This window comes from Lichenifustis flavocetrariae (assembly GCF_026130545.1).
Classification (GTDB): Bacteria; Pseudomonadota; Alphaproteobacteria; order Rhizobiales; family Beijerinckiaceae; genus Lichenihabitans; species Lichenihabitans flavocetrariae.
On the sequence record NZ_JAMOIM010000120.1, the window covers coordinates 1 to 3,265 of the forward strand.

The 3,265-nt window shown below is 61.4% G+C and carries 4 protein-coding genes; 3 read left to right on the forward strand and 1 reads right to left on the reverse strand.

All coding sequences use genetic code 11. The features are described from left to right. Nucleotides 1-1,203: 1,203 nt before the first annotated feature. From M8523_RS36010 to M8523_RS36020, 3 genes are all read left to right on the forward strand, one after another. On the forward strand, nt 1,204-1,704 hold the full coding sequence (locus M8523_RS36010; RefSeq protein ID WP_282589597.1) for a hypothetical protein: 501 nt from the start codon (nt 1,204-1,206) through the stop codon (nt 1,702-1,704). Nucleotides 1,705-1,794: 90 nt separating this feature from the next. Further along, a complete protein-coding gene (locus M8523_RS36015) occupies nt 1,795-2,193 on the forward strand; it encodes an OmpA family protein (RefSeq protein WP_282589598.1) in 399 nt (132 codons plus the stop codon). Nucleotides 2,194-2,482: 289 nt separating this feature from the next. Next, a complete protein-coding gene (locus tag M8523_RS36020; protein WP_282589599.1) occupies nt 2,483-2,677 on the forward strand; it encodes a hypothetical protein in 195 nt (64 codons plus the stop codon). A 53-nt stretch (nt 2,678-2,730) separates the two neighbouring features. Here M8523_RS36020 and M8523_RS36025 read toward each other — a convergent pair whose 3' ends face one another. Beyond that, nucleotides 2,731-3,066 (reverse strand): GCG_CRPN prefix-to-repeats domain-containing protein, encoded by a 336-nt coding sequence (locus M8523_RS36025; RefSeq protein WP_282589600.1) that lies wholly within the window; start codon nt 3,064-3,066, stop codon nt 2,731-2,733. Nucleotides 3,067-3,265: the final 199 nt, after the last annotated feature.

The following is a 3,265-nucleotide window of genomic DNA, read 5'->3' on the forward strand; positions in this document are numbered from 1 at the left end:
GAGACGATTTCGAGGCAGAGCCGGTCGCAGCGATCCCGCAGGCCATCCACCTGCCGGTCCGGGCATTGCTCCTGCGTCGAGACCCGCATGTACCCTACTTTTGTCATGACATTTCAACCGGCTGGCGCGGTCCGATCGCCGCCGGTTGCTCATAAAGGACCCAATGTGTGCACTTGGATAAAGGCTCATCGAAGCGGCTCCAGCCGCTTCGATCCCCGCCCTTCTCGTTTGTCATCTTGCAGCTCGAAGCTCGTCCGGCCGCAGGCTTCATGCCAGGCATGTCTGCCTCACGCGCCCGGTGTCCCAGCTACTCCGTGCCTCTTGGTTGGCATTGCGAGCAATGAATTGGTGTTCCGGTTCAATTTGGCCACCCGGCTCGATCAATGGATTAGATGCGAAGACGTGCATGATGCCGGATTTCTTCATGTGGGTACCGGGCCTGCCCCATGGTTAGCCTCTCCTTAACCAATCTCCGTAAACGTTACTGGTCGCGCCCATGGTGCAACGCTGATCAGGAACGCCAGATGGACTTAAAGCAGCAGAAACCTGCAGATGGCGAAGGGACCGAAACATTGCTGGAGCGCGCGGTCCGGCGGTCCTTGATGCGTCTGAACAATGATGATGCAGAGGATCTGGAGCCTAAGCAGGAGAACGGAGCGGAGGTCCCACGTGAGGGTCCCGGCAACTCGGTGCATTAAAGGCCGGAAAGGCTCGCGCGTCGATGTGATCGCCGTCCGGAGGGCTCGCGTTCGTTCATCGAATGGATCTTGGATGACCGACGCCGATTTTGCCGCGGTAAGAGCCGCCCTTACCGCTGTGCTTGTGCCGCCGGCCAAGACACCGTTGCGCCACGTCATTGAGGCTTGATTGCATCCCGTCAACGCGCCGCTGAACGGCGAAGAGCAGGCCGGCATAGCCTTAAAGTGAAAGGGCGATCGGACCTCATGGGCCGCTTAGGTCCTCCAGGGCGCGATGATGACGTTCACCCCGGGCTCGCCGTGTTCGAGCAGCATGCGGCGAACGAGTGCGAGATGCGGTATCTGCTGCCGCTGCCTTTGCCTCGACATGAAGGGACGGATTCCGGTCGAAGCGGCCCTGCACCGCAGCCCATGGCCGCGACGCGGTTTCCCTCCGTAGTTGCTTCTTGTCGTTGCCCCGCTTCAGGCAAAATGATAAAAGCGAAGCGAACAAGTGTTGGAATTCATGAATAAAATCAGTCTCGCTGCGCTGCCTTTCGCGATGATCGCGATCGTCTCCGGCTCCCATGCCAAAGCGGCTGAAGCGCCGGCCGCGAGCCCTGCCGCGACCGTTCCGGCGCCCCCTGCCGATTTCTCAATCGATCAGGTACCGCTTTCAAACGCGCCCCTCGGCAAGTTTCCGTTCTTCGGCCTGCCGCCCGACTACGTCCCACAGAACACGACGAAGGCCCCGCAATTCGGGCATTTCCTGTTTTGGACCGGTAAGGCCCTCAAGGATGTCGAGGGCGAGACATTCATGGTCACGATCGTCGCTAAGCCCGACGGAAAGGAATTCTCGTCCTACGTGCTGAAGAAGAACATGGAGGCGCTCTTCCAGCAGGCCGGTGCCGTCAAAATCAGCGATGGGAAAATCCCGGACGACGCGCTCAAAACCATTCCCGACGATGTTCGGGGGGACCTCATCATGGGACTCGGCGATGTCTGGAACAATCCGGCCGAGACCTAGGTCATTCACCGCCCGCCCGACGAAATATGGATACACTACACAACGAACTCCTCCGAGGCGTCCCTGGCCGTCGTCCAGACCAAGGCCTTCGTGCAGACGGCAGCGTTGCTCCCGGCCGACGCGGGCCAGCTCAAAGCCGACCTCGACAAAACCGGCAAGGCGGTCCTGCACGTCAATTTCGCGACCGACCGGACACAAATCCTGCCGACGTCGAAACCCCAGATGGATGCCGTCGTTGCCCTGTTGAAGGCCGACCCGTCGTTGAAACTCGCCATCAATGGTTATACGGACGACACCGGCACGGACGCGCATAACGTCACCCTCTCGGATGGCCGCGCCAAAGCGGTACAGGCCGCACTGGTCGCAGCCGGTATCAAGGCCGATCGCCTCCAGGCCAAGGGCTATGGCCGAGTCAGTCCTGTCTCGAACAACACGGATGAGACAGGCAAAGCCGCCAACAGGCGGGTCGAACTGGTCAAGCTGCCTTAAACCGACAGCAGGTCCTGCCAGGCCGTCGTGTAGCGCGGGCTGACGAAATCGCTCCGCGTCCGGGCGTCGCCCCGAAGACGGGGCCGCGCTCTAGCCAAGGGGCCGGAGCCTCGTGAAGCGCCGAGTCTCCGCGCATGCGCGTGACGATCGTTGACGCGAGACAGGTGGCCCCTCGCCTTGCAGGCGACCCGCCGTCGCTCCGGCCAAGCGGCCTCCGGGTCGACACGAGCGACCGAAAGCCGCGCCACGGCGAGCTCTACGTGATCACGGTCAGCAGCCCGCGAGCGGCATGCGGTTTCGTCCGGAGGATCGTGCAGGCCCGCGCATGATGGGAGACTTCGAGGACGGCTATGGCGTCGGCTGGTGGTTCAAGTTCGAAATCATCGGCCTGGGGTGGATGGTCGACGGGCCTGTTCGCTCGGACGGGTTCGCCGAGAAGGCGCTTGGTCGGATCGTGGGTGTCATGACGGGCGAGGAGCCATGATCGACGGCATGCGTGAAGGTTTGGCTCCCGCCACCTTGAAAGGTCATTGGCCGTCAGCGGCAAACCCGAATGGGACCCTCGTAGGTTTCCCGAATGAAGCACCGGCGCTCGCCATATCCGCCTTCATAGAACCTTGGACCGCGGCCATAGCCATACCCGCCGTATCCGTCACGGCGATATTCGCCAGGATCATAGGCATATCCGCTGTCGCCGTTTTCCTTGCAGTAGCCGTAGTGAGATCGGTGCCCGAAAGGACCGCAGCCATCGCGGACCCGTGTGATCCCGCTATCGGAGGCGACCGAACTTGCTGGCAGCGGCATGGCTTGAGCCGGCAAGGCTATCGAAAGAAGCGCCGCGATAGCTGCCGTCGGCCAGAACACGTAGCGCATTTCCAGACCTCCCATTTCGATGTGCGGGGCGGTTGTTCGCACGGGTTCTTGAAGCCGCCTCATCTTCATATTTGTCTGCGGATGAATGGCCGATGTCAAAGCGGGGCAGCGTCGCGCAGCTCGCGTTGCAGACGGCACGGCGGAGAGAAATTTATGAGATCAAACACGCAGAAGCCGCTGCTGGTTTGGTAAGAGCTAG

Bases quoted from the DNA above. Each gene is read 5' to 3' on its own strand.
- M8523_RS36025 (WP_282589600.1), bottom strand. From the start codon at position 3,066: ATGCGCTACGTGTTCTGGCCGACGGCAGCTATCGCGGCGCTTCTTTCG.
- M8523_RS36020 (WP_282589599.1), top strand. From the start codon at position 2,483: ATGCGGTTTCGTCCGGAGGATCGTGCAGGCCCGCGCATGATGGGAGAC.
- M8523_RS36010 (WP_282589597.1), top strand. From the start codon at position 1,204: ATGAATAAAATCAGTCTCGCTGCGCTGCCTTTCGCGATGATCGCGATC.